27 protein-coding genes and 2 tRNA genes are annotated in these 24,471 nt (G+C 58.2%); 12 read left to right on the plus strand and 17 right to left on the minus strand.

Annotated elements, in window-relative coordinates:
• Positions 1–83: 83 nt before the first annotated feature.
• Positions 84–2,138 (plus strand): DNA helicase IV, encoded by a 2,055-nt coding sequence (gene helD, locus MXF20_RS01795; RefSeq protein WP_325967317.1) that lies wholly within the window; start codon positions 84–86, stop codon positions 2,136–2,138.
• A gap of 4 nt (positions 2,139–2,142) precedes the next feature.
• Here the strand turns inward: helD and MXF20_RS01800 are convergent, their stop codons facing one another.
• Together MXF20_RS01800 and MXF20_RS01805 are read right to left on the minus strand one after the other, a co-directional pair.
• The gene (locus MXF20_RS01800) at positions 2,143–2,604 is read right to left on the minus strand and encodes a methylglyoxal synthase (RefSeq protein ID WP_325967318.1); all 462 of its coding nucleotides are present in this window, start codon (positions 2,602–2,604) and stop codon (positions 2,143–2,145) included.
• 68 nt (positions 2,605–2,672) lie between these two features.
• Positions 2,673–3,299: a DUF2057 family protein gene (locus MXF20_RS01805; protein WP_325967320.1), complete on the minus strand. Its 627-nt coding sequence runs from the start codon at positions 3,297–3,299 to the stop codon at positions 2,673–2,675.
• A 174-nt stretch (positions 3,300–3,473) separates the two neighbouring features.
• On the opposite strand from MXF20_RS01805, the gene MXF20_RS01810 reads away from it, so the two are divergent.
• Positions 3,474–3,887 carry a CoA-binding protein gene (locus MXF20_RS01810; RefSeq protein WP_152391150.1) on the plus strand — a complete coding sequence of 138 codons (414 nt, stop codon included), beginning with the start codon at positions 3,474–3,476 and terminating at the stop codon, positions 3,885–3,887.
• 31 nt (positions 3,888–3,918) lie between these two features.
• On the opposite strand, the gene hspQ is transcribed toward MXF20_RS01810, so the two are convergent.
• Positions 3,919–4,236 carry a heat shock protein HspQ gene (hspQ, locus tag MXF20_RS01815; RefSeq protein WP_021508298.1) on the minus strand — a complete coding sequence of 106 codons (318 nt, stop codon included), beginning with the start codon at positions 4,234–4,236 and terminating at the stop codon, positions 3,919–3,921.
• 59 nt (positions 4,237–4,295) lie between these two features.
• The gene (gene rlmI, locus MXF20_RS01820) at positions 4,296–5,486 is read right to left on the minus strand and encodes a 23S rRNA (cytosine(1962)-C(5))-methyltransferase RlmI (protein ID WP_325967323.1); all 1,191 of its coding nucleotides are present in this window, start codon (positions 5,484–5,486) and stop codon (positions 4,296–4,298) included.
• An 81-nt stretch (positions 5,487–5,567) separates the two neighbouring features.
• Here rlmI and yccX point away from each other — a divergent pair, with 81 nt between their 5' ends.
• On the plus strand, positions 5,568–5,846 hold the full coding sequence (gene yccX, locus MXF20_RS01825) for an acylphosphatase (protein ID WP_325967326.1): 279 nt from the start codon (positions 5,568–5,570) through the stop codon (positions 5,844–5,846).
• On the opposite strand, the gene tusE is transcribed toward yccX, so the two are convergent.
• Together tusE and yccA are read right to left on the minus strand one after the other, a co-directional pair.
• Positions 5,847–6,173, minus strand: coding sequence for a sulfurtransferase TusE (gene tusE, locus MXF20_RS01830; RefSeq protein ID WP_010616552.1), 327 nt, complete (start codon positions 6,171–6,173; stop codon positions 5,847–5,849).
• A gap of 100 nt (positions 6,174–6,273) precedes the next feature.
• Complete coding sequence (yccA, locus tag MXF20_RS01835; RefSeq protein WP_021508295.1) at positions 6,274–6,930, minus strand: FtsH protease modulator YccA; 657 nt, start codon at positions 6,928–6,930, stop codon at positions 6,274–6,276.
• 223 nt (positions 6,931–7,153) lie between these two features.
• Between yccA and MXF20_RS01840 the strand changes: the two genes are divergently transcribed.
• The 3 genes from MXF20_RS01840 to agp all read left to right on the plus strand — a co-directional run bounded on the left by MXF20_RS01840 (position 7,154) and on the right by agp (position 9,247).
• A tRNA-Ser gene (locus MXF20_RS01840) sits at positions 7,154–7,241 on the plus strand.
• A gap of 39 nt (positions 7,242–7,280) precedes the next feature.
• A tRNA-Ser gene (locus MXF20_RS01845) sits at positions 7,281–7,368 on the plus strand.
• A gap of 256 nt (positions 7,369–7,624) precedes the next feature.
• Complete coding sequence (gene agp, locus MXF20_RS01850; protein ID WP_325967327.1) at positions 7,625–9,247, plus strand: bifunctional glucose-1-phosphatase/inositol phosphatase; 1,623 nt, start codon at positions 7,625–7,627, stop codon at positions 9,245–9,247.
• 124 nt (positions 9,248–9,371) lie between these two features.
• Here the strand turns inward: agp and MXF20_RS01855 are convergent, their stop codons facing one another.
• Genes MXF20_RS01855 through wrbA form a run of 3 tightly spaced genes read right to left on the minus strand, consistent with a single transcriptional unit; the run spans position 9,372 to position 11,649 of the window.
• Positions 9,372–10,745, minus strand: coding sequence for an NAD-dependent succinate-semialdehyde dehydrogenase (locus tag MXF20_RS01855; protein ID WP_325967328.1), 1,374 nt, complete (start codon positions 10,743–10,745; stop codon positions 9,372–9,374).
• 53 nt (positions 10,746–10,798) lie between these two features.
• On the minus strand, positions 10,799–11,029 hold the full coding sequence (locus tag MXF20_RS01860; protein ID WP_021508292.1) for a YccJ family protein: 231 nt from the start codon (positions 11,027–11,029) through the stop codon (positions 10,799–10,801).
• Positions 11,030–11,049: 20 nt separating this feature from the next.
• On the minus strand, positions 11,050–11,649 hold the full coding sequence (wrbA, locus tag MXF20_RS01865) for an NAD(P)H:quinone oxidoreductase (protein ID WP_325967330.1): 600 nt from the start codon (positions 11,647–11,649) through the stop codon (positions 11,050–11,052).
• Positions 11,650–11,956: 307 nt separating this feature from the next.
• Between wrbA and MXF20_RS01870 the strand changes: the two genes are divergently transcribed.
• Together MXF20_RS01870 and MXF20_RS01875 are read left to right on the plus strand one after the other, a co-directional pair.
• Positions 11,957–12,121 (plus strand): general stress protein, encoded by a 165-nt coding sequence (locus tag MXF20_RS01870; protein ID WP_010616548.1) that lies wholly within the window; start codon positions 11,957–11,959, stop codon positions 12,119–12,121.
• Between the two features lie 111 nt (positions 12,122–12,232).
• Positions 12,233–13,147 carry a DMT family transporter gene (locus MXF20_RS01875; RefSeq protein ID WP_325967332.1) on the plus strand — a complete coding sequence of 305 codons (915 nt, stop codon included), beginning with the start codon at positions 12,233–12,235 and terminating at the stop codon, positions 13,145–13,147.
• On the opposite strand, the gene rutG is transcribed toward MXF20_RS01875, so the two are convergent.
• Genes rutG through rutA form a run of 6 tightly spaced genes read right to left on the minus strand, consistent with a single transcriptional unit; the run spans position 13,144 to position 18,090 of the window.
• Entirely contained in the window at positions 13,144–14,469 is a 1,326-nt protein-coding gene (gene rutG / locus MXF20_RS01880) for a pyrimidine utilization transport protein G (protein ID WP_325967334.1), read from the minus strand. The two genes, MXF20_RS01875 and rutG, sit on opposite strands and share 4 nt — an antisense overlap.
• A 45-nt stretch (positions 14,470–14,514) precedes the next feature.
• Positions 14,515–15,036 (minus strand): NADH-dependent FMN reductase RutF, encoded by a 522-nt coding sequence (gene rutF / locus MXF20_RS01885; protein WP_418936824.1) that lies wholly within the window; start codon positions 15,034–15,036, stop codon positions 14,515–14,517.
• 14 nt (positions 15,037–15,050) lie between these two features.
• Entirely contained in the window at positions 15,051–15,851 is an 801-nt protein-coding gene (gene rutD, locus MXF20_RS01890; protein WP_325967336.1) for a pyrimidine utilization protein D, read from the minus strand.
• A complete protein-coding gene (gene rutC, locus MXF20_RS01895; RefSeq protein WP_325967338.1) occupies positions 15,851–16,246 on the minus strand; it encodes a pyrimidine utilization protein C in 396 nt (131 codons plus the stop codon). The genes rutD and rutC overlap by 1 nt, the downstream gene beginning before the upstream one ends.
• 42 nt (positions 16,247–16,288) lie before the next feature.
• Positions 16,289–16,999: a pyrimidine utilization protein B gene (rutB, locus tag MXF20_RS01900; RefSeq protein WP_325967340.1), complete on the minus strand. Its 711-nt coding sequence runs from the start codon at positions 16,997–16,999 to the stop codon at positions 16,289–16,291.
• Positions 16,999–18,090: a pyrimidine utilization protein A gene (rutA, locus tag MXF20_RS01905; RefSeq protein ID WP_325967342.1), complete on the minus strand. Its 1,092-nt coding sequence runs from the start codon at positions 18,088–18,090 to the stop codon at positions 16,999–17,001. The genes rutB and rutA overlap by 1 nt, the downstream gene beginning before the upstream one ends.
• A gap of 308 nt (positions 18,091–18,398) precedes the next feature.
• On the opposite strand from rutA, the gene rutR reads away from it, so the two are divergent.
• Positions 18,399–19,034 carry an HTH-type transcriptional regulator RutR gene (gene rutR, locus MXF20_RS01910; protein ID WP_325967343.1) on the plus strand — a complete coding sequence of 212 codons (636 nt, stop codon included), beginning with the start codon at positions 18,399–18,401 and terminating at the stop codon, positions 19,032–19,034.
• A gap of 25 nt (positions 19,035–19,059) precedes the next feature.
• The gene (locus MXF20_RS01915) at positions 19,060–20,034 is read left to right on the plus strand and encodes a metal-dependent hydrolase (RefSeq protein WP_325967346.1); all 975 of its coding nucleotides are present in this window, start codon (positions 19,060–19,062) and stop codon (positions 20,032–20,034) included.
• A 40-nt stretch (positions 20,035–20,074) separates the two neighbouring features.
• Here the strand turns inward: MXF20_RS01915 and cycA are convergent, their stop codons facing one another.
• Positions 20,075–21,466, minus strand: coding sequence for a D-serine/D-alanine/glycine transporter (gene cycA / locus MXF20_RS01920; RefSeq protein ID WP_325967347.1), 1,392 nt, complete (start codon positions 21,464–21,466; stop codon positions 20,075–20,077).
• Positions 21,467–21,751: 285 nt separating this feature from the next.
• Between cycA and MXF20_RS01925 the strand changes: the two genes are divergently transcribed.
• Entirely contained in the window at positions 21,752–22,450 is a 699-nt protein-coding gene (locus tag MXF20_RS01925) for an extensin family protein (protein WP_325967349.1), read from the plus strand.
• Position 22,451: 1 nt separating this feature from the next.
• Here MXF20_RS01925 and MXF20_RS01930 read toward each other — a convergent pair whose 3' ends face one another.
• The gene (locus tag MXF20_RS01930; RefSeq protein ID WP_325967352.1) at positions 22,452–23,126 is read right to left on the minus strand and encodes a DUF4396 domain-containing protein; all 675 of its coding nucleotides are present in this window, start codon (positions 23,124–23,126) and stop codon (positions 22,452–22,454) included.
• 529 nt (positions 23,127–23,655) lie between these two features.
• Between MXF20_RS01930 and sdiA the strand changes: the two genes are divergently transcribed.
• Positions 23,656–24,378: a transcriptional regulator SdiA gene (gene sdiA / locus MXF20_RS01935; protein ID WP_325967354.1), complete on the plus strand. Its 723-nt coding sequence runs from the start codon at positions 23,656–23,658 to the stop codon at positions 24,376–24,378.
• The last annotated feature ends 93 nt before the right edge of the window (positions 24,379–24,471 follow it).

Below are 24,471 nucleotides of genomic sequence, written 5' to 3' on the forward strand. Positions count from 1 at the left end.
AGTTTAGCGTGTTTTAAGGCTGGAGCGCTAAGGGTCTGACAGGTAAACTGCGCGATAATCGAATTCCACATGACGGTGCGAAGATGGAACTGAAAGCAACATCGATGGGCAAACGACTGGCACAGCATCCTTATAACCGGGTGCGACTGCTGGCCGCCGGTGTGGAAGTCAGCGGCGATCGCCATGAGTATCTGATTCCGTTTAATCAGCTCATCAGCATTGCCTGCAAACGCGGCATGGTGTGGGGCGAGCTGGAGTTTTTATTGCCGGAAGAGAAAGTGGTGCGGCTGCACGGCACGGAATGGCAGGAAACCCAGCGTTTTTATCACTACCTGCAGCAGGCGTGGCAGGCGTGGAGCCTCGAGATGAGCGACATCAGCGCGCAGGTGCTGGCGGCGCTGCAACAGGAGATTAACGCCTTCATCGGGCAGGATCGCTGGCTGAAGCGCAGCGAGCTGGCGGCGCTAAAAGAGACCATCACGCGCCAGTTTTCCGCCTTACCGCTGCCGCTGGCCCGGCTGGACGAATTTGATAACTGTCGCACCCTGTGGCGCTTTTGCCAGCAGTGGCTGGAGCAGGGCGAGAGCGCGATTCGGCAGCGCAACCGCGAATGGAGCGCGCGCGTCATCAGCGATCACCACGCGTTTTTCTCCACCGTCGAAACCACGCCGCTCAACCCATCGCAGTGTGAAGCGGTGGTCAACGGTGAAGATGCGCTGCTGGTGCTGGCGGGCGCGGGCAGCGGTAAAACCTCGGTGCTGGTGGCGCGCGCCGGCTGGCTGCTGCAGCGCAAACTGGCGCAGCCGGAGCAAATCCTGCTGCTGGCTTTTGGACGCCAGGCGGCAGAAGAGATGAACGATCGCATCCAGTCGCGGCTGGGCGAGAGCGCCATTCAGGCGCGTACGTTCCACGCGCTGGCGCTGCACATTATTCGCGAAGGCAGCAACAAGCAGCCGGTGATCACCCGGCTGGAAAGTGACAGCAGCGCGCGGCGGCAGTTACTGATCGAAAACTGGCGTGAGCAGTGCAGCAGCAAAAAGGCGCAGGCCAGCGGCTGGCGTCAGTGGCTGCAGGAAGAGCTGGCATGGGATGTGCCGGAAGGTCCGTTCTGGCAGGATGATAAACTGGCGCAGCGGCTCGCCGTGCGGCTGGAGCGCTGGCTCGGGCTGATGCGCATGCACGGTGGTGCGCAGGCGGCGATGATTGCCGATGTGCCGGAGCCGCTGCGCGACAATTTTACCAAACGCGTCCGGCTGATGGCGCCGCTGCTGAAAGCATGGAAAAGCGCACTCAAAGCCGAGGGGGCCGTGGATTTCTCCGGGCTGATTCATCAGGCGATTGCCGTGCTGGAGAAGGGGCGCTTTATCAGTCCGTGGAAGCACATTCTGGTGGATGAATTCCAGGATATTTCACCGCAGCGCGCGGCACTGCTCAGCGCGCTGCGTCAGCAAAACAAGCGCACCAGTTTGTTTGCGGTCGGCGATGACTGGCAGGCGATCTATCGCTTCAGCGGTGCGGAGATGAGCCTGACCACCGCGTTTCATCACTATTTTGGCGAAGGTGACCGCTGCGTGCTGGATACCACCTACCGCTTCAACGATCGCATCGGGGACATTGCCAACCGCTTTGTGCAGCAGAATCCGCATCAGCTGCGCAAGCCGCTCAACAGCCTGAGTAAAGGCAACAAGAAATCGGTCACGCTGCTGCCGCAGGAGCAGCTGGAAGCGCTGCTGGATAAGCTTAGCGGCTACGCGAAGCCGGACGAGCGCGTGCTGCTGCTGGCGCGTTACCATCATCTGCGTCCGGCCATGCTGGATAAAGCCAAAACACGCTGGCCAAAACTGCGGCTCGATTTTATGACCATTCACGCCAGTAAAGGTCAGCAGGCGGATTTTGTCATCGTGCTGGGGCTGCATGAAGGGCGCGACGGTTTTCCGGCGCAGGCGCGCGAGTCGATCATGGAAGAGGGTCTGCTGCCGCAGCCGGAGGATTTCCCGGATGCGGAAGAGCGCCGCCTCGCCTACGTGGCCATTACGCGTGCGCGCCAGCAGGTGTGGCTGATGTTTGATAAAGAGCGGCCTTCCGTGTTTGTCGATCACCTGCGCGAACTGGGCGTACCGCAGAGCCGGAAGGCCTGAATCCTCAGGCTTTCAGACGTTCCGTCAGGTAGCGCTGATAGTCAGGGATCTGAATAGCCACTTCGCTGGCAAACATCGGCGAATGGATGATGAAATCTGCGGTGGCGCGGTTGGTCGCCACCGGGATATTCCACACGGTGGCGAGACGCAGCAGCGCTTTGACGTCCGGATCGTGCGGCACCGCGTTCAGCGGATCCCAGAAGAAGAACAGCACATCAATTTTGCCTTCAGCAATCAGCGCGCCGACCTGCTGATCGCCGCCCATCGGGCCGCTCAGCATGGCATTCACGTCCAGTCCGGTGTGACGATTGATCAGGTTGCCGGTGGTGCCGGTGGCGTACAGCACATGGGGTTGCAGCGCGTTCTGATTGATTTTTGCCCAGTCCAGCAGCGAGGCTTTGCAGTGGTCGTGGGCAACGAGGGCGATGTGTTTCTGAACTTTCAGGGTACGAACGGTCTGCTCCATGGGGCTTCCTGTTTCTGCGCGTGCAAACGAAGTGAATGCACGAGTTTACCCCTGGCGTTTCCCTGCTATCAACTTGCGCGTAAGGTTTTCATCCAGCTGATAAAACGCTGGCGCGTGGCGGCATCAACGCGCTGCAGCCAGCGTTGCAGCGCGGGCAAATGACTGGCGTCCTGCCACACTAAGTCCAGACTGAGATTCGCATCCGGCGCGCTGGCTGCCTGCAGCGCAAAGCGCGGCACGCTGGCCGCCTGCGCCGTGCGGTTGTAGTTGAGCATCGCCTGTTCAACATTACTGCTGCTCTCACCTGGCAGGCGATCGCGAAGGCTGGCGATTTCGTTACCGTGCTCATCAATCAACTGAAAATTAAGCGATTTGTCGAACAACGTGCGTTCGCGGCGATTTTCCAGCGCCGGCAGGCGGATCGCCACCGAATGACCGTTGGCGGTAAAAGTGACAATCATCAGCCCTGATGTAAAGTGGCTGGCATCGGCGCAAGGTTTATCCACGCGAAACAGAAACTGATGCTGACCGCGCTCCAGCTCAAGGCTGTCCGCGCCTTTCAGCAGCGAACCTGAGATTTTGCGCCCATCCAGCACCAGCAGGTCGATCTGGGGATCGAGCTTCAGGGTGATGGCATGGCAGGTTGCCGATACGAGCAACAGCAGTAAACCCGTAACAGCCGGAGACAGCTTCATTTCAACTCCCGAAACAGGGGATAAAGGGCGATATGTAGCAAATTATTACATTATGGCAGTTAATTTACATTTTAACATATTTATTCGTGTCGCCGCGCAAACTTTTCGTGCGCTGCGCTTGCACTTTAGCGCGCAATGGCATCTACACTCAGGCGAGTGAAAAAGGAGATAAACATGAACGATCAAACGATTCGCGATGTCCTGACGCAAACCCAACGCATCGCGCTGGTCGGTGCCAGCGATCGGCCTGAGCGTGCCAGCTATGGCGTGATGAAATATTTGCTCGATCAGGGTTATGAGGTGATTCCGGTGAGTCCGAAGCTGGCGGGACAGCAGCTGCTGGGGCAAACCGTGTACGGCACGCTGGCGGAGATCCCAGGCAAGATTGACATGGTGGATGTGTTCCGCAATTCCGAAGCGGCATGGGGCGTGGCGCAGGAAGCGATCGCTATCGGAGCGAAAACATTATGGCTGCAGCTGGGCGTGATTAACGAACAGGCGGCGGTGCTGGCGCGTGATGCCGGGCTGACGGTGATTATGGATCGCTGTCCGAAGATGGAAATTCCGCGGTTGGGCGTGACGCGGTAAATAAAAACGGCGACTCCGGGTCGCCGCACGATTAATGCCTCAGGCTGGGTGCCTGCAGCTGCTGACGGATTGAGGCCGCCAGTTCATCCATGGATGGCTGTTCCGGATGCTCAAACGAGGTCTCTCCGGCCAGCTGAATCTCCGCGATATAGGTGTGCACCTGTTCACCTTCCTCATCCTCCATCACCACGTGATACCAGGGAGCGGCACGCAGCGATTCCGTCGCGCCCACCTCATCCAGCTGCGGATCGTCCAGCGAATACTCCGGGTCGACGTCCACAATCACGCCGAGCACCCCGGAGAGACGGTGCCGGACCTGCTGTCCAATTCCAAATTTACTGGCAATCATTGTGACCTCCCAAAACTTTGCCCTGTCACCAATATGGGGGCAGGGACAGCGTTTTCAAGTCACAGCACGCGACAGGCAAAGCCTTTCAGATAAAGCCCTTCAGGATAGCTGGCGATCACCGGATGGTCGGCTGCCTGACGGAACTGCTCTATAAATTGTACATCACGACCGGCATCGACAGCGGCATCAGCGATAATTTTCTGGAACAGCTCGGTGGCCATTAGCCCTGAACAGGAGAACGTCAGCAGAATGCCCCCCGGATTCAGCAGCTGCATCGCCAGCATGTTGATGTCTTTATAGCCGCGGCAGGCACCCATCAGCTGATTTTTGTTTTCAACGAACTTAGGCGGATCCATCACGATCATGTCGAACTTCTCGCCGCTGTCGCGGTAACGGCGCAGCAGTTTGAACACATCGTCGCGCAGGAACTGCGCGCGGGAGAGATCCAGCCCGTTAAGCGCCACGTTCTGCTTCGCCACGTCAAGTGCATCCTGCGAGGTATCCACGCTGATCACTTCCCGGCAGCCGCCGAGCAGGGCAGACACCGCAAAGCCGCCGGTGTAAGAGAAGCAGTTAAGCACGCGGGCATTTTCTGCGTAACGGCGGGTGGCAAAGCGGCTGTCGCGCTGATCGAGGTAATAACCGGTCTTGTGGCCACCCTGAATATCCACCAGCAACTGCATGCCGTGCTCGGTTATGGGCAGCAGCGCAGGCGGCAGCTCACCGCTTACCGGGCCCTGCGCCAGCTCCAGTCCCTCTTTCTTCCGCACCGCCACGTCAGAGCGGTCATAGATGGCGCAGTCGGGATAGCACTGCTGCAGCGCCGAGACGATAGCCGGACGCTGATATTCAGCACCGGCCGACAGCAGTTGCAGCACGAGGAAATGACCGAAGCGATCGATCGTGACGCCCGGCAGTCCATCGGACTCGCCGGCGATCAGGCGATAACTGTCCAGTCCGTCGCGCTGTGCCAGCCAGTCGCGCCACTGCTGCGCTTTTTGCAGCGTGCGGACAAAGAAGGCGATGTCGATTGACTCATCCTGCTGCCAGCTCCAGACGCGCGCGCGAATTTGTGACTGAGGAGAGTAGGCGGCGCGGGCCAGCCATTTGCCGTTGCTGTCACAGATATCAATGGTTTCACCCGACTGGGCTTTACCTTCCATACGGGCAACGGCACCGGAGAACACCCACGGATGGCGGCGGAGCAGGGATTTTTCACGTCCCTTAGCGAGAATCAATCGAACGGTCATGTTTGCTATGCTTACCTGAAAAAATGAGGCGCCATTTTCCGGTGGATGGCGGCAAAATGCAACGCACAAAGGGAGATCGCCATGGCGACGGCAGGGTACAAAATCTGGGTGCACGGTGTCGTGCAGGGCGTGGGCTTTCGTTATCACACCCAGGCACGGGCGAATGAGCTGGGCGTCACGGGCTATGCGCACAATCTGGCGGACGGCAGCGTGGAAGTGCTGGCGGCGGGAGACGCGCAGCAGGTAGATGCGCTGATTGCCTGGTTAAAGGCGGGCGGACCGCGCAGTGCGCGAGTTGATAACGTTCTGGTGGAGCCGCATCAGCTGGCGGAGCGGCCGACGCGGTTTACCACCGGTTGACTACAGACATTTCGCCGGTTTCGGCAGGCCAGCAATTTTTGTCGCCTGCTTAGCCGGCCCTTCCGGAAACAGGCGAAACAGATAGCGGCTGTTGCCTTTCTCTTCGCCATACTTTTGCGCCATGGCTTTCACCAGCATGCGCACCGCTGGCGACGTATTAAACTGCTGATAGAAATCACGCACAAAGTGCACCACTTCCCAGTGCGCTTCGCTCATCTCAATCGCTTCCTGCTGGGCGATGGCCTGCGCCAGCGCTTCACTCCAGTCGGCGCTGTTTTTCAGATAGCCTTCCGCGTCAGTAGCAATCTCTTTACCGGCAAAAATCACGTTGTTTCCTCATTTCATCATCGCGCCCATTGTAAAGTGGCCGGCGGATAAAAAGCAAAAACCCCGCCGGAGCGGGGTTTAACGGTGCGTGCTTTACGTCTTAGTCGCGGTTGGCGAAGCCCAGCAGGCTCAGCAGGCTGACAAAGATGTTGTACAGCGACACATACAGGCTCACGGTGGCGCGAATGTAGTTGGTTTCACCGCCCTGAATGATGTTGCTGGTTTCCCACAGAATGGCACCGGCGGAGAACAGGATAAACAGTGCGCTGATCGCCAGGTGCAGCGCAGGCAGCTGCAGGAAGATGTTAGCAACCACAGCCACCAGCAGCACCACAAAGCCGGCCATCATCATTCCGCCCAGGAAGGACATATCGCGGCGCGTGGTCAGGACATAGGCGGAACAGCAGAAGAACACCAGCGCGGTGCCGCCCAGCGCCATGGCAATAACATCACCCATGCCAGCGGTGAGGAACGAGCTGAGAATCGGGCCGAGGCAGTAACCGAGGAAGCCGGTGAAGGCAAACGCGGCCAGAATGCCGGCCGGGCTGTTCGCCAGGCGATAGGTCAGGAACATCAATCCGTAAAAGCCTACCAGCATCAGAATCAGTCCCGGCGAGGGCAGGGCGTAAACGGTGCTGAGCGTGGCGGTGACGGCGGAAAACGCCAGCGTCAGGCCAAGTAAAAAGTAGGTATTACGCAGCACTTTATGCGTGCTGAGTAGCGACTGTTGCTGTGACGAGCTAATTATTCTGTCCATCATGCGCTCCTGTTAGAGAGAGAACACCAAATATGGCCTGAGAATACGCAACGGCCATGGCACAGAAAAGCCGTTTTACCCATCTTTACGCGATAAATTGCTGTTTCACTGAGCAGAATGTCGATTAAGACGGCAAAAAAATCATTTTTGGCTGTTTTTCAGGCGAACGAATCATTGGATGCTTTACATCGTTCGGGGGGATGTTTATAGTGCGCCTCATTGCGGAGGGGTGGCCGAGCGGCTTAAGGCAGCGGTCTTGAAAACCGCCGATGGGAAACCATCCGAGAGTTCGAATCTCTCCTCCTCCGCCACTTCACACTCTCGCAGTGTCAGGTGACAAAAAGATTTCAGGAGGGATGGCCGAGTGGCTTAAGGCAGCGGTCTTGAAAACCGCCGATGGGAAACCATCCCAGAGTTCGAATCTCTGTTCCTCCGCCATATACGAGAAGCCCGCAGCGATGCGGGCTTTTTTCTTTTCTGCATTCCATTCTTCCGAAAAACATCCTGATGCTTTTCAATCCGCTGCCGTAACCCGACGGCTAACGCGTTTACTGCTATAGTCGATTCACGGTTTTTGCAAACATCTGGCGATTTTCTCAGGCGAGCTGAGTTACACTGTGCGGTAATTCGCTCTTTGGCGAGCTAATCGCTTGAATGCCAGAGTGTTTCCCTGATGAATTATGGAATAGGCACAATGATCAAGAAACTGAGTCTTTGCGCGCTGTCAGTGATTGCGGCGCTGCCGATGGGTATGAGCGCTTACGCTGCGGATGGCGACATGCAGCTGCAGCAGGTCCTGATGCTGAGTCGTCACAATCTGCGTGCTCCGCTGGCGAATAATGGCAGCGTGTTGGAGCAGGCGACGAAAAAAAGCTGGCCGCAGTGGGATGTGCCCGGTGGCGAGCTGACCACCAAAGGCGGCGTGCTCGAAGTCTATATGGGTAACTATACCCGTCAGTGGCTGGCCCAGCAGGGGCTGGTACAGAACGGTACCTGTCCGGACAGCAGCAACATTTTTGTCTATGCCAACAGCCTGCAGCGCACCGTCGCGACCGCACAGTATTTTGTCACGGGCGCTTTCCCTGGCTGTGATATCGCGGTTACCCATCAGGATGCGATGGGCACCATGGACCCGATCTTCAATCCGGTCATCACCGATGGCAGCGAAGCGTTTAACAAGAAAGCGCTGGCGGCGATGACCGCAGCCAATGAGAAGCTGGCGCTGAAGCCGGCGTTCCAGCGGCTGGAAAAAATCGTGGATTACAAATCGGCTCCAGCCTGTAACGGCAAGAAGCAGTGCGATCTGAGCAGCGGCGACAACACCTTTAGCGCGGAAAACGGCAAAGAGCCCGGCGTGAGTGGTCCGCTAAAAGTGGGTAACTCCCTGATCGATGCCTTCACGCTGCAGTATTACGAAGGTTTCCCGGCGGATCAGGTTGCCTGGGGACAAATCAAAACGCCAGAGCAGTGGAAAGAGCTGGCAGCGATCAAAAATGGCTATCAGGATGCGCTGTTTACCTCGCCGGAAGTGGCGCGCGATGTCGCTGCACCGCTGGTGGATTATATCCGCAGCCAGCTGGTCGATCAGGACAAGGCCAGTGCACCGAAAGTGACGCTGATGGTCGGACACGATTCCAATATCGCGTCACTGCTGAGCGCGCTGCAGGTCAAACCGTACGAGCTGCCGGGTAACGACGAGAAAACCCCGATTGGCGGTCAGGTGGTGTTTGAACGCTGGCACGATGCGAAGAACAACAAAGACCTGCTGAAAGTGGAGTATGTCTATCAGACTGCGGATCAGCTGCGTAATGCCGATGTGCTAAGCCTGAAGAACCCACCGAAGCGCGTCACGCTGCAGCTGGCGGGTTGTGATACCGACGCTAACGGTTACTGCAGCTGGGATCAATTCACCAGCGCGCTGAACAACGCCCTGCAGGGTACGCCGCTGCAGCCTGCCGCACCGGCACCGGCCGCACAGCCGGCCTCAGCGCCAGCGGCCAGCGATGACGCACCGGCCAAAGCCGATCAGGCCGCTGCAGATAAAGCCGCTGCCGACAAGGCTGCAGCAGAGAAAGCAGCAGCGGATAAAGCCGCAGCGCAGAAAGCCGCAGAGGAAAAAGTGAAGGCGGACAAGGCCGCGGCGCAAAAAGTGGCGGACGACAAAGCCAAAGCTGAGAAGGCCAGCGCCCAGAAAGCGGCAGACGACAAGGCGAAAGCCGATGCGGCAGTGGCGCAGAAAGCGCAGGCTGATGCAACGCCGGCGAAGCCAGAGGCTGACGCGAAACCAGCGCAACAGCCGGCAGCGGCCAGCAACTAAAACGCCAGCAGGGTCGCCATGCACGGCGACCCTGCTGTGTTGTTACCGGCTGCGCATTGACGCGCACCGCAGTGAAGCGAAAAAACCACCGTCCGGCTCAGTGCCACGGTGGTTTTCATGTTACTTAACCCGCCACCACGACCAGTTTCTGGTTAGCAAACTCCTTCAGCCCCAGATCGGACAGCTCACGGCCATAGCCGGAACGCTTCACGCCGCCGAACGGCAACTCGGCAGCGGTATCACTCTGCGAGTTGATGAACACCATGCCGGTCTCAATCTGCGAAGCCATGTTGCGTCCGCGCGCTATGTCCCGCGTCCATACTGAACCGCCCAACCCGTAGTGCGAGTCATTGGCCAGCGCCACCGCAGCACGGTCGTCCGCCACCACATACACCTGCGCCACCGGACCAAAAAACTCCTGATAGTAAGCCGGATTGTCTGGCGTCAGGCCGGTCAGAATGGTCGGCTGGTAGTAGCAGCCGACGCCGTCGATGACGCGTCCGCCACACTCCACGCGCGCACCATGCGCTACCGCTTCATCGACCTGCTTCACCAGACGGTCACGAGCATCCTGCGACGACAGCGGCCCCAGCGTGGTTTTTTCATCTAATGGATCGCCAGGCGTCGCGGATTGCAGCGCCGCGCTAAACTTAGCCATAAAGCGATCGGCGATCTTTTCATGCAGAATAAAGCGCTTCGCCGCGGTACACACCTGACCGCAGTTGCTCAGCCGCGCCTGCGCGCCCTGACGCACCGCTTCATCAATATCGGCATCGTCCAGCACCACAAACACATCGTTACCACCGAGCTCCAGCGTGGATTTTTTCAGGTGTTTACCGGCCTGCTCGGCCACCGCGCTGCCGGCGCGTTCTGAACCGGTGAGCGCCACGCCCTGCACGCGCGGATCGGCGATCAGATCGGCCACCTGCTGGTTGGAGATAAACAGATTGGTCCACGCGCCCTGCGGCGCACCGGCTTCCAGCACCAGCTTTTCAAACGCATCAGCGCAGTGCGGCACAATGTTGGCGTGTTTCGCCAGCACCGGGTTACCCAGTGCCAGGTTTGGTGCCAGTACGCGCATCAGCTGGTAAAAAGGGAAATTCCACGGCTCGACGGCCACCACCACGCCAATCGGATGATATTCAAGCCAGGCATCACCGACATCGCTGGGATAGGGCTGAGCCTGCAGCAGCCTGGCCGCGTGTTCGGCATAGTAGCGCGCGATGCTGGCGCAGATTTTCACTTCGCCGCGGCTCTGGCCAATCAGCTTACCCATCTCTTTGCTGGCAAGGGTGGCCAGCTCTTCGCTGCGCTGGTCAAATAAATCCGCCAGACGCTGCAGCACCTGCAGGCGCGGCTGAATATCGCCCTTGCTCCACGGCGAATGATAGAGCGCATCGGCGGTATGTAACGCCTGTTGTGCATAGCTGTCATCGTGTGATGGCCAGGTTTTCAGCAGCTGATTATTGGCCGGATTGATGCTTTGATAGGCTGACATAGAGGCTCCCTGACGGCTAAAAAATGAGAAGGCGGGACAGGCCCGCCAGTGCTTCAGATGTTTTTACGTTCGACCGGTTTATCGTCCCACGTCAGGACATCCTGATCGGTTTTCTCGAAGGCGCGGAATAACACCTCATCGCTGCCTTGCTGGCGCCAGATCTCTTCGGCGAGTCGTTCGTCATAATTGGCCACTTCGAAGATCGCTTCAGCGATTTCCGGCGAGGTGTGACGTAAGGTCGCCCATTCGCCCACGTGGTGAGCTTTAAACTGTTCTGTTGCCATAACACTCTCCTGTTGGGAATTTATCCTTTCAGTTTTACCGCCAGATCGGCGACGTATTGGCCCTGATAGCGGGCAATATCCAGCTCTTCCGCAGAGGGCTGACGCGATCCGTCACCGCCCGCCAGCGTGGTTGCGCCATAGGGCGTGCCACCACGCACCTGCGAAATATCAAACAACTCTTTGGTACCGTAACCGATGGGCACAATCACCATGCCGTGATGCGCCAGCGTGGTCCACACCGAGGTAATCGTCTGCTCCTGACCGCCGCCGGTGCCGGTCGAAGCAAACACGCTGGCGATCTTGCCGTACAGCGCGCCGGAAGCCCACAGGCCACCGGTGCGGTCCCAGAAATTGCGCATCTGCCCGGACATATTGCCGAAGCGCGTCGGGGTACCGACGATGATGGCATCGTACTGCGGCAGATCGTCCGGTTTAGCTTCCGCCGCCGGCTGATTGACCTTGCCGCCAACCTGCGCAAACCGTTCGGCATCCATACTTTCCGGCACGCGTAGAATGGTGACCTCGGCGCCGCTCACGCGCTTCGCGCCTTCCGCCACCGCGTTAGCCATGGTTTCGATATGTCCGTACATTGAGTAATAAAGCACCAGAATTTTTGCCATTGCGTTTTCATCCTGTGATGTAAGGAACAGAAAGAAGTATAGAAGAGGCTGCGCGCTATGCTGGTCAGCCCTTAATCAGTTACGCGCAGCGCTCTGCTTTTTCTGCGGCTAATCCTTTGTTTTTCAGTGGATAGTCTCGCTCTAAATACGATGGTGAGCGGTTTATCTGTTGCAAAGTATGAATAAGCGCACAATGACGCGCTGATTGGCTATGCTTTAACCGGGTGCGATATAATTACGCGCCTGACTTTTCACGGTTATACCGTGACACGTCTTCACCACCGATGCTCAATACCTGGAGGAAATGATGGCTCAACATCGTGGAGGATCAGGCAACTTCGCGGAAGATCGCGAAAGGGCCGCGGAAGCGGGTCGTAAAGGCGGTAAAAACAGCGGCGGGAATTTCAGAAATGATCCGCAGCGCGCCGCCGAAGCAGGTGAAAAAGGGGGACGCAGTCGCGCGAAAAAGTAGGGTCTGCGTGATGGCATCGCCTCGCCGCCGGGTGCGCCCGGCGGTAACAAAGATTGCTTTTTGCCCATCCGATCAGCAAAAATGTGCGCCAATCCTCAATTCTGGTGCGTTATGTCCGCTTCAACTTCCCGTCTCAGCCTGCGCATCACGCGCCAGGAGCTGGTACTGATTTTTATTACTATGGTCTGGGGTGGCACCTTTCTGGTGGTGCATCGCGCCATGGCGCACTCGGGTCCGTTCTTTTTTGTCGGGCTGCGTTTTGCGACCGCCTCGCTGCTGCTGGCCTTTTTCTTTCGCCGTTATCTGCGCCATATCACCTGGCTGGAGATTAAAGCTGGCGCACTGATTGGCGTGGCGATTGCCGGCGGTTACGGATTGCAAACCTGGGGCATGCAAACCATTTCCAGCAGCCAGTCGGCGTTCCTTACCGCGCTTTACGTGCCAGTGGTGCCGTTATTGCAATGGCTGTTTCTGCGCCGACCGCCGGGCCTGATGGCGTGGCTGGGTATTTTGCTGGCGTTTACCGGTCTGGTGCTGGTTGCCGGTCCGCAGGATGGCAGCCTGACGCTGAATGCCGGTGAGATCGCCACGCTGCTCAGTACGCTGGCGATTGCTGCAGAAATCATTCTTATCAGTCGCTATGCCGGACAGGTTGATGTCCGGCGCGTGACGCTGGTGCAGCTGCTGGTGGCTTCCGCCTGCGCCTTTGTGCTGATGCTGCCCAACGGCGAATCATTACCCGCCTTGTCGGCGCCGCTGCTGTTCAGTGCACTGGGACTTGGGGCAGCCAGCGCGCTGATTCAGGTCACCATGAACTGGGCGCAGCGCAGTGTTTCGCCAACGCGCGCCACAGTGATCTATGCCGGTGAGCCGGTGTGGGCGGGTGTAGTCGGGCGCATCGCTGGCGAACGGTTACCGGCCGCGGCGCTGCTGGGCGGTGCATTGATTGTCTGCGGGGTGATTGTCAGTGAGCTGCGCCTGCGGCGCAAAAAAGCGGTGCCGGAGCAGGCACCGCAGGAACCTTAAGGCTGCGGGCGTGTCGCCGGCTGGGTCAGCGCGGCACCGCGTCGCTGCAGAATGGCGTTGAGGATAATGGCACCAAAGGTGGCTGTACCGATGCCGCCGAGGGTAAAGCTGCCGATCTTCAGCGCAAAATCTCCGGCGCCGAGCACCAGCGTGGTGGCCACCATAATCAAATTGCTGTTCTGGCTAAAATCGACGTGGTTCTGCACCCAGATGCGCGCGCCCGCCACGGCGATTAAGCCAAACACTACAATTGAAGCGCCGCCAATCACCGGGCCGGGAATGGTGTGGATGAGCGCGCCGAACTTGGGCGAAAAGCCCAGTACCAGCGCGATCAGCGCCGCCGCGACAAACGCCAGCGTGGAGTAGACTTTGGTCACCGCCATCACGCCGATGTTTTCGGCATAAGTGGTGACGCCGCTGCCGCCAATCGAACCCGACAGCATGGTTGCCAGCCCGTCACCGACAAATGCGCGTCCCATCCACGGATCGAGGTTGCGCCCGGTCATACCGGCTACCGCTTTAATGTGGCCGAGGTTCTCCGCCACCAGAATAATCGCCACCGGAGCGATCATCACGATTGCCTGCATATCAAACACCGGCGCGGTGGTGTGCGGCAGACCAAACCACGCGGCGCTGGCCACGCGGCTGAAATCCACCGGCTTGCCGAAGCCCATCACGTTGGTCAGCAGGGCGTACAGCGCCCAGGCAACGATCAGTCCGACCAGAATCAGTAGCCGCTGCACCATGCCACGGGTAAACACCGCCACCAGCCCGATGCACAGCACCGTCATCACCGCCATCCAGCTATCAAACATCGAGGATGACACGCTGTGCACCGCAATCGGCGCCAGATTGAGCCCAATGGCCATCACCACCGCGCCGGTTACCACCGGTGGCATCAGCCGTTCAATCCAGCCGGTTCCGACTTTCATCACCACCAGGCCAATCAGCGTGTAGAGCGCGCCGCAGGCAATGACGCCGCCCAGCGCCAGCGCCAGGTTGGGATTGAGTCCCTGACCGTTGAAGCCGGTAATGGCGATCACCACGCCGACAAACGCGGCGCTCGATCCGAGATAACTCGGCACGCGACCACCGGTAATGACAAAGAACAGCAGGGTGCCGATACCGGAAACCAGGATCGCCAGATTGGGATCCAGCCCCATCAGCAGCGGCATCAGTACCGTTGCACCAAACATTGCTACCGCATGCTGCAGGCCCAGCACGAACGTCTGCCCGAGCGGCAGGGTTTCGTCCGGGGCAATCAGCCCATCATCGCTCATGGCTGACTTTTTCTGCCAGCGGGGGAACCAGGAACTCGCCATCGTCTTCTCCAGGGTAGTGGTCGAACCGGGCCGCAGGGTGCGGCGTTAGCGGGCGTCCTGCCGTGAAAGGGCATGGTAGCGGCGGTCAAACCACATCAGACCGGGCTGAGCATCATGGCGCTCCAGCGCCATTACGTTGCAAAACAGAATATCGTGTGTCGCCACGCTGACGACCTGCGTGATGGTGCAGTCGAACGCCATCAGCGCGCCCTGCAGCAGCGGGGCGCCGCTGTGCTGCGTGTGCCAGTGGGCGGCGGCAAAACGTTCCGTCATCGGGGTTTTACCGCCAAACAGCGTTGACAGCGATTCCTGGCCGGCGGCCAGCGTGTTCACACACAGCACGCCGTTGTCGCGGAAGATCGGCCACACCGATGCATTACGATTGAGGCAGACCAGCAGCGTCGGCGGCGTATCACTGACGCTGCACACCGCGGTGGCGGTAAAACCGGCGCGTCCGGCCGGCCCGTCGGTGGTGATGATATTGACCGCCGCGCCCAGGCCGGACATGGCATCGCGGAAAGTCTGCTGGCTCACCTCAGGCAACAGAGGCAGTTCATGTACGCTCATTATCGGCTCCACCATTAGCTGGCGCGGCGCGCCGGCGTGGCGGTGTCCGCCAGCCAGCGCAGCAGCAGCGCATTGAAGTTGTCGGCATCGGTCACGCTCATGGCATGTCCGCCCCACGGCATCTCAATCAGGCTGCCGTTGGGCAGCGCCTGCGCCAGCTGAGGCGAGCAGCTCCACGGCACCAGCAGGTCATCCTGACTGCAAATTGCCAGTACCGGCTGGGTGATACGCGCGGTGTGCGGACGGAAATCGGCCGATTTCAGCGCGTGCAGACGGCGCAGCAGGTTCTCCATGCCCTGGAAATGCGCCACGTGATGCACATCCTCCGCGCTGATGCGCGACTGATGGCGTGCCAGCCATTCGGCCGGGTAAAGAAACAGCGGCTGCGCACGCACAAACGCTTCAACGCCAACGTTAAGCAGCAAATCCTGACGTACCTGGAAGCAGCGTTCGGTGTGGGCATCCAGCGCCAGCCAGCCGTTGATCACCACTACGCGTCCGACGCGCTGCGGATAATCAAGTGCCAGCTGCAGGCCAATCAGCCCGCCAAGCGCATGGCCGACGATGTCATACTGTTCGATGCCGCGTTCCGCCAGCGCCTCAGCCAGCTCCGCCGCCATCATCGCCATGCTATAGCCTTCCGGTAACGTATCGGGGCTGCGACCGGTGCCGCGCTGATCGTAGGTCACCACGCGATAGTGCGGCGTCAGCGCCGCCAGCTGCGGCTGCCAGAAACCGGCCACGCCGCCCAGCCCGGACGACAGTACCAGCGTCGGCGCGTCGGGCGCGCGTAATCCCTGAATATCCAGATGCATTACGCCTCCTGCCGGCCGATGTGTGCCACGCTGGCGATTTCAATCAGCGCGTCGGGCTTCACCAGGCCGCACTGAATGCAGAAGCGCGCCGGTTTGTCGCCGGGGAAATAGTCGGCGTACACCTGGTTTACCGCCGCGTAGTTGCTCCAGTCGGTGATAAAAATCGAGTTGAAGGTGACGTCTTCCAGGCTGCCGCCGGCGGTCTCGATCACCTTTTTAATGGTCTCCAGCACGTGGCGGGTTTGCGCCGCTGCATCGCCGACGTGCACCACGTTGTTGTCGGCATCGAACGGCAGCGTGCCGGACACGTACACCACGCCATCGGCTAAGGTGCCGGGCACAAACGGGGCGATGGGCGTCGTGGTACCGGGTGGAATAATCACTGTTTTAGGCATGACGCAGAATCCTTATTATTAAGTGTGCAGGTGTAACCACGGTTACGACTTCAGCGCTTCGCAGAAGGTGTCGGTATCGCTGACCCAGCCAAAAAAAGTTTCAATGTTGAACAGCGCGGCCTGCTGGGCAAATGACGGTCCGGCCTGATGGGTGGCGTCTGCCAACACCACGCCGAAATACTCGAGGAAAAAGCCGTCGCGCAGCGTGGATTCCACGCAGACGTTAGTGGCGATGCCGGTGAACACCAGATGACGGATGCCACGACTGCGCAGCATGCTGTCGAGCGGCGTGTTGAAAAAGCCGCTGTAGCGCGGTTTCGGCAGCACGATATCGCCGGCTTGCGGTACCAGCTCATCCACCAGCGCATAATCCCAGCCGCCTTTCGCCAGCAGCGTGCCGTGCAGCTCCGGCCGCTGGCGCATGGTTTTCAGCGCGTTGGATTTATGAAAATTGGGTGAACCGGCGTCACCGGCTTCGACATACTGATCATCCCAGCCGTTCTGGAACCAGATAATCTGCATCCCTGCTGCGCGCGCGGCGGTGACCGCCTGATGAATCCGGGCGATAACCGGCTGAGTGGCGGAGACATCAAACCCGGCCAGATCGAGATAGCCGCCCTGGCTGGCGTAAGCGTTTTGCATATCCACCACGATCAGCGCGCTTTGCGCCGGCGGCAGGGCGATGGCTTCCGGGCGCGCCGGCAGAGTCACTGCAGGCTGGCTGGCGCTGTGGGCACAAACGACGGTATTCATTATGCAACCTCCTGGTGGGCGTCAATCAGCGCGCGGCGGCACGCCATCAGCGGCTGGATACGTTCACCAAAATCTTCGATACCCTGCAGGAAATCATCAAAGGTCAGCAGCACGCCTTCGGTGCCTTCCACCAGCGCCACCTCATCCAGCATGCGTGCCACGCTGGCATACGAGCCGACCAGCGTACCCATGTTGATGTTGACGGCAGAAGTCGGATCGGCCATCTGGCGCACATTGGTGTCGCTGCCGGATTTGGTGTCCTGCTGGCTTTGCGTGGTGAGCCAGGCAAGGGCTTCCTCGTCAGCGCCGGCTTTGTAGTGTTCCCATTTGGCGCGCGCGGCTTCGTCGCTTTCAGCGGCGATAATCATAAACAGCACGTAGGAACCGACGTCGCGCCCGGTTTTCTCCGCGGCCTGTTTCATGCGGGCGGCGGTTGGCGCAAAGGCGGTTGGTGTGTTGACGCCTTTGCCGAAGCAGAAGTTGTAATCAGCGTGCTGCGCGGAAAATGCCATGCCGGCATCACTTTGCCCGGCGCAAATCACCTTCATCGGTTTCTGCGGCTGCGGACTGACGCGACAGTCGTTCATGGTGAAGAACTCGCCCTTGAAGTCGCTCTGGCCAGTGCCCCACAGATCGCGCAGCACCGTGACGTACTCGGTCAGGTAGTTGTAGCGGCTGGCGAAGTACTCATCGCCCGGCCACAGCCCCATCTGTTCGTACTCCGGCTTCTGCCAGCCGGTCACCAGATTGACGCCAAAGCGGCCGCCGGAGATCGAGTCGATGGTGGCGGCCATGCGTGCCACAATCGCGGGCGGCAGCGTCAGGGTGGCGGCGGTTGCGTAGATTTCAATGCGTGAGGTCACCGCGGCCAGTCCGGCCATCAGGGTGAACGACTCGAGGTTGTGGTCCCAGAATTCGGTTTTGCCGCCGAAGCCGCGCAGCTTAATCATCGACAGGGCAAAGTCGAAATGATAATGCTCGGCCTTAAGCACGATCGCTTTGTTGAGCTCGAAGGTCGGCTTGTATTGCGGGGCATGCGTGGAGATCAGCCAGCCGTTATTACCAATCGGGACGAAGACGCCAATTTTCATGTGAAACCTCTCTGCAATGAACATGGATTGCTTCACGCGCTGCGCTGCTTCCTGCACGCATCCTGCGGGCGGCGCTCGATCACAAAATTGCAAAGCCTGTGCCACAATTTTAAATGTTATATATAACAATAAGTTAAAATCACTGGCATGATATTGTCTGACTGGATGGTCCAAAACAGACCATCTGGTCAAAAAAAATTGCACGTTTTTCATGCGTCGCCTGAACGAAAAAGGTGCAGGGCACAGCATTAGGCAGGAAACAGGGCGTTTGTTATGATGCGATTTCGCAGGATGGACGAGGTAACAGTGTGAAAAGCGATGAAAAAAAACCAGGACGTCGATCGCGGGCCGTTGCGGCGAAGCGGGCCGCTATTCTGGAAGCGGCCTTAACCTTCTTCTCTCAGTTTGGGATTCACGGCACCAGCCTCGATAAAGTGGCCGAGCGCGCCGACGTGTCGAAAACCAACCTGCTTTACTACTATCCGTCAAAAGAAGTGCTGTACGTGGCGGTACTGAAAGAAATCCTTGATGTGTGGCTGGCGCCGCTGCGGGCACTGCGTCATGACCAGGATCCGCTGGTCGCCATTCGCAACTATATCCGTCTGAAGCTGGAAGTGTCGCGCGACCATCCGCAGGCATCGCGCCTGTTCTGTCTGGAGATGCTGCAGGGTGCGCCGCTGCTGAAAGGCGAGCTGGCCGGTGATTTGAAAGCGCTGGTGGATGATAAAGCGGCGATTATCGAACGGTGGATCGCCGAAGGGCGCATCGCTGGCGTGCAGCCGCAGCACCTGTTCTTTCTGCTGTGGGCGACCACGCAGCACTACGCTGATTTCGCGTCCCAGGTGGAAGCCATTACCGGCCAGACGCTGAACGATGCGGCGTTTTTTGCCCAGACGCTGGATAACGTCCAGCGCATGATCATTGAAGGGATCCGCGTGCGCTGATCCCCGTTACTGACCAGGAGAGTGCATGGATTCGCTATCACAACTGACGCTGGGCGCGGCGGTCACCGTGGCCGTGATGGGCAAACGCGTACCGCTGTGGCAGGCGGCGCTGGCCGGGGCGGTCGCGGGCACGCTGCCCGATCTTGATGTCTTTATCGACCACGGCGATGCCATCCGCAACATGACGTTGCACCGCACCGAGAGCCATGCGCTGCTGTGGCTGACGCTGGTGGCACCGTTTTTCGGCTGGCTGGTGGCCGGCGCGACGCGCAGCCGGCAGCACTGGAGCGGCTGGTGTCTGGCGATCTGGCTGGCGCTGATTACCCATCCGCTGCTGGATCTGACCACGGTATATGGCACGCAGCTCGGGCTGCCGCTGACCGATTATCCGTTTGCCATCGGCAGCATGTTTATTATCGATCCGCTCTACACGCTGCCGCTGCTGATCGCCCTGATGGTGGCGCTGTGGCGACGGGACGCCATCGGCCTGCGCTGGAATCAGGCCGGATTGCTCATCAGCACGCTATACCTCGGCTGGAGCATGGTGGCACAAAGCGTTGCCACCCGGCACATTGAGCAACAGCTGACGCAGCAGGCCGTGCAGCCAGAACGGCTGCTGGTGACGCCCACCGCGTTCAACACGCTGGTATGGCGCACGGTGATTATCACGCCGCAGCGCTATGGGGAAGCCTGGTGGTCGCTGCTGTCGCCCGATCGTCCCTTACAGATTCGCTGGTACGATCGCCATCCTGAACTTTTTGCCCCGTTCAAAGGTCAGTGGCACGCCGAACGTGTTGCCTGGTTCAGCCATGGGTTTTATGCCCTGCGCCAGCAGGGCAGCGACACGCTGATCGTGGATTTACGCATGGGGGAAGAGCCGGATTACACCTTTACCTTTAACCTCGGCCCGGCCGCTGCGCCGGTGGCAGCACCGCAACGGGAAGATTCGCTGCGGCCGTCGCTGGCGCAGGCGTGGCACAAATTCACTGAACGCTTATAACGAAAAAGGCCCGGAGAACCGGGCCTTTTGCAGGATTAGATCAGGCTTTACGACGACGCAACAGCCAGCCCATGGTTAGCATGACAAACCACAGCGGCGTGACCATCAGCGCCTGGCGGGTATCTTCCTGCAGCGTCAGCAGCACCAGCACAAACGCAAAGAAAGCCATACATACCCAGCACATCAGCTTGCCGAGCGGCATTTTGAATTGTGATGCCGCATGACGCTGCGGATGCTGTTTGCGGTAGGCCAGATAGCTGCACAGGATGATGGTCCAGACGAACATAAACAGAATCGCCGATACCGTGGTCACCATGGTGAAGACCGTCATCACATCCGGGATCAGGTAAATCAGCGCCACGCCAGCCAGCAGGCACAGGCAGGAGAAGAACAGGCCGGTGGTCGGTACCGCGCGCGCAGAGAGACGACCAAACGCCTTATGCGCCACGCCCTGTTCGGCCAGACCATACAGCATGCGGCTGGTGGAGAAGATGCCACTGTTGGCCGATGACGCCGCTGAGGTCAGCACCACGAAGTTGACGATGCTGGCGGCAGCCGGCAGGCCAATCAGCACAAACATCTCAACGAACGGGCTGCGATCCGGCATCACCTGATTCCACGGCGTCACCGCCATGATCACCAGCAGCGCCAGCACATAGAACATGATGATGCGCAGCGGAATGGCGTTGATGGCGCGCGGCAGGACTTTATGCGGATCTTTGGTCTCCGCCGCCGCCGTGCCCACCAGCTCAATACCGACAAAGGCAAACACCGCAATCTGGAAGCCGGCAAAGAAACCGCTCAGCCCTTTCGGGAACATGCCGCCGTGATCCCAGATATTGCTCAGCGCCGCATGGGTACCGCCAGGTGACGGATAGTGCATGCTCACCAGCACGATGCCGGTGATGATCAACGCCACAATGGCGACGATTTTAATAATCGCGAACCAGAACTCCATCTCGCCAAACAGTTTTACCGTGGCGATGTTCAGTGCGAGGAAAACAAACACGCACAGCAGGGCGCTCATCCAGATCGAGAAGTCCGGGAACCACAGCTGGAAGTAGGCGCTGATCGCCACCACGTCGGCAATGCCGGTCACCACCCAGCAGAACCAGTAGGTCCAGCCAGTGAAATAGCCGGCCCACGGCCCGAGTAGATCGGCGGCGAAATCGCTGAAGGATTTGTACTCAAGGTTGGAGAGCAGCAGCTCGCCCATCGCGCGCATGACGAAAAACAGCATAAAACCGATGATCATATAGACGAAGATGATCGACGGACCCGCCAGGCTGATGGTTTTACCGGAGCCCATAAACAGACCGGTGCCGATGGCACCGCCGATGGCGATAAGCTGGATGTGACGGTTATGCAGGTTGCGCCGGAGTTTTTCCGGCTGTTCGGCCTCGACCGGCACCGCTTTAGATTGATCAACCATAAAAATATCTTTCCTGTCTTGATGTTGTGTCAGCTCTGCTGGCTGTTGAATAACGTGCTTTTGCACAGGGCAAGAGGGCATAAGATAGAGGAAAGGCGCGCACTCTCGTTAATGGTTTTTAAACCTTTATGCCCTTTTGCGTGCTTTACCGTGTCAGTAAATATTTACATGGTGCGCTGAGTCGTCATTTTGCGTAAATGTTCTGCAAATGAGCCGTTTGCGTCACGGCACGCCGTACGGCGTTCTACACTTTTCATTTCGTTTAACCGGTAAAAGTGAGGAAGCGTGCGCGCGTTGCTGGCGATAGTCGTGCTGGCCCTGTGCGGCTGGTGGAGTTTACCCTGGCTGAAAACGCATCTGCCGCCGCAGTGGAATCCGTTCATTCCGCTGCGCGTGACCGATCCGCCGGGCTGGATGACGCGCTACAAGCTGCAGCGGCTGAGCAGCGATCCGGCGGCGTGTCTGGCGGTAATGCGCGAGGCCAGCGCGCAGGGCAGGGTGAGTTTCCGGGAAGTTCCGCCGCTGCAGGGCGATTGTGCTGTTGACCAGCCGCTGCGCATCAGCCGCTTCGGCGACGTCACGCTCAGCAGCAGTTTCCTCGCCAGCTGTCCGATGGCGGTGGCCAGCACGCTGTACGTCACGCGCAGCAACGCGGCGCTGCAGCAGGCTGGCATTACCTCGCCGCTGCGGCGCATTGCCCATGTGGGCAGCTTCGCCTGCCGTAATATCTATCATCGTCAGGAAGGTCGCCGCAGTGAACATGCGACGGCGGATGCGTGGGATATTACCGGCTTTCAACTGGCGGACGGCCGCTGGCTGCAGGTAGGCAAAAACTGGCAGCAGCCGGCGCAGGCCGCGGCCGGGCTGCACGCGCTATGGCGCAACGGCTGCGCCAGTTTCGGTAATGCGCTGGGGCCGGATTACAATGCGGCGCACGCCAGCCATTTTCACCTCGGCATGCGCGGCGCAGGCTTTTGTCGCTGAGCTACACCGCCGGATTAATTCCGCGTTTGATGAGAAAGTGGTTGGCCGGCCAGGAAAAAATAAACCCGGTGAGGATAGCCAGCTGTAACATAAACCAGAAGACACTAATCAACGGATTGAGCTGTTGATTAAGCACATATTTTAGGGCCAGCGCCATAAAGATAAAAATGCCGGTTTGATAAATCAGCAGCGGAAAGGTGGCTGTTTTCAGCGCTAATAATAACGTGCGGACAAAAGAAAATTGTTCCCGCTGGCGAATGGCCAGAAACTGAAAAAATAATCCCGCCAGTAATGAAATCATCACGCAAATAATCGCCTGTAACCACAGCGCGGGGCTAATGGCGAAATGCTTGAGCAGAGTGACTATTGGCAGCGTGATGATGTCGCCGAATATACAGGCAGCGGCGGTGAGCGAGGTAGAAATAAACAGGGTTTGCCAGCTGGCATTGGCTGTCAGCGTAGAGGGCATTAACAGCGCCAGTTTCCGCTGACGCGACGCTTTGCGCCCGAGATACCACCACGCCAGCCAGCCAAAAAACGGCATGTACAGCCCGGTCAGGGGCCAGATGATATTCATCATCGCCAGCGGATGCGGATGACGTAGCAGATCTTTCGCGATCATCAGAGCGGTACAACCGCCCACGACAAGGAAGGGTAATGCCAGCTGGTTTAACATAGTCACTCCCACTGAGTTTGCCGAAATCGCGCAGCCTGCGGCGCTATGCCGGTGCCTGTCGCTCAGGCTAAAGCGTAGCTGGAAAATGTGATGGCGGAAATGGCGGTTACGCAGCGGCAGGGCACATAACTGCAGAAATAACTGGAATTAAGCCTTGCTGCGGACTAAATCAGCAGAATGATTGTCACTGACGGTATAAAAAAGGGAGATGTCAGGATAATAGTCATTAATGATAATACGAATATTTTATCGGGGCCGTGTGATGAAGAATGAACACGACGATTGAAAATTCTTCGGAAAAATCTTATTCTGCCTGCCATGACTTTTCATTTTGCTGGTGCCGCTGGCAAACGCATCACGCGTTAATTACTCATTTGGCTAACATATTGACAACAAGGCAGTTATCAATACTGGCCCGCAATGCCGCTCTCTTTTCAATCAATATTTTTTCTCTGGTTAATTTATTTTTTACATTAATCAGTACAGATATCAAGGTATGAATACGGCGTGTCACAGCGTCAGGATAATAATGAACATCGATAATTATTTCGTCTGGCGAGGCGAAACTGAAAAAGAATTTCAGGCGCTAACGCAGGTACTGGATTTGAAATCGCTGCTGCAAAAACAGGTTGAAGCGCTCGGGTTTGATACCTTTGCCTTTTTAGTTCAGCATCCGGTGCCGTTTACCCGGCCACGTATTTTCCTCTTTAGTACTTATCCGGATAGTTGGGTGAAACGCTATGAGAGCGAAAATTATTTTACGGTGGATCCGGTACTGCTGCTCTGCCAGCAGCCCGGACGCGGTGTGGAGTGGACGCGCGACTTATTTACCGGCGCGGGCAATTTATGGGCAGAAGCTAATGCGGCGGGGCTGGTAAGTGGCTTTTCATGCTCGGCGATGGCGTTAAATCGTGCCATTGGTATATTATCTATAGCATCGCAACAACCCAGCCAGACCCAGCACAGACGCGTAGAGCTGGAGGTGCAACTGCACTTCCTGGCGGAACTGAGTTTGCGTGTGCTGGACCGTCTCAATGACGGCTCAATGGTGGTGTTATCGGATGATTTTAGTCAGCGTGAGCTGGAAATATTGAAATGGACGGCGGAAGGAAAAACCTCGGCGGAAATTTCCCTTATTCTGGCGATTTCTGAACACACGGTAAATTTCCACCAGAAGAATATGCAAAAGCGTTTTAATGTTTCCAATAAAACACAGATCGCCTGTTATGCCGCAGCGATTGGCCTGATATAGCGAAAAAGCAACTACTACTTTTAGTAGTTCCTAAGCTGCAGTCAGTTGTCTACCCTGCGCCGGAAACTCCGCCAGGCTGGCGCTTTATAAATC

This window comes from Pantoea dispersa (assembly GCF_035783935.1).
GTDB classification, from domain to species: Bacteria; Pseudomonadota; Gammaproteobacteria; order Enterobacterales; family Enterobacteriaceae; genus Pantoea; species Pantoea dispersa_C.